The organism is Pseudomonas sp. MD195_PC81_125 (assembly GCF_014060985.1).
GTDB lineage: Bacteria > Pseudomonadota > Gammaproteobacteria > Pseudomonadales > Pseudomonadaceae > Aquipseudomonas > Aquipseudomonas parakoreensis.
In genome coordinates, this window is the sequence record NZ_JABULD010001037.1 from 1 (window position 1) to 576 (window position 576).

1 pseudogene is annotated in these 576 nt (G+C 55.2%); it reads right to left on the reverse strand.

The annotated features are described in order from the left end of the window. A pseudogene (locus tag HT737_RS31060) lies at positions 1 to 356 on the reverse strand (MBL fold metallo-hydrolase); the annotation flags it as partial. Positions 357 to 576 lie beyond the last annotated feature (220 nt).

A 576-nucleotide genomic window follows, 5' to 3' on the forward strand; every position in this document is an offset into this window, starting at 1 on the left:
TGCAGGTGCGTGCACATCACGTAGTCCACCGATTCAGGTGTCACTCCGGCTTCGGCCAGGCGCTCCAGGAACGGCAGTTCCAATTGGTGAAAGCGTGGCAAACCTGGTCGCTCCTTGTGATTGCCTGCACAGCTATCGATCAGGATCGTATGGTGTGCCGTTTTTACCACCCAGGTGTGAATGCTCGCGATGAAACGCTGCGACAGCGGATCAAAGCAATCCGGTTCCATCAATGCGCGATGCTGTTGCAGCACCTGTGGATCCCAGTCGGGGTACAAATAATCGGGGGCAAATCCAGGGCCGCGTTGCTCGGTGACCCTGGTCACCGATGTCTCGCCAAAACGGTATACATGCATGCCGCTCTATCTCCAGGTCATTGCCAGTTAACGTGGAGAAAAATGCTATAGAGCTTCACCTCGGTGGTGAAATCGACTCTTCGGATACGAGGCATGAACGTCATGAATAACTAGCCCAACTGCGGCTCTGCCTGAATACAGCCCACCAGGAAGTCCATCACGACTTTCACTGCGGGGGACCGGCGCAGATCTGGATAAACGACTAGCCAGACATCCCGTG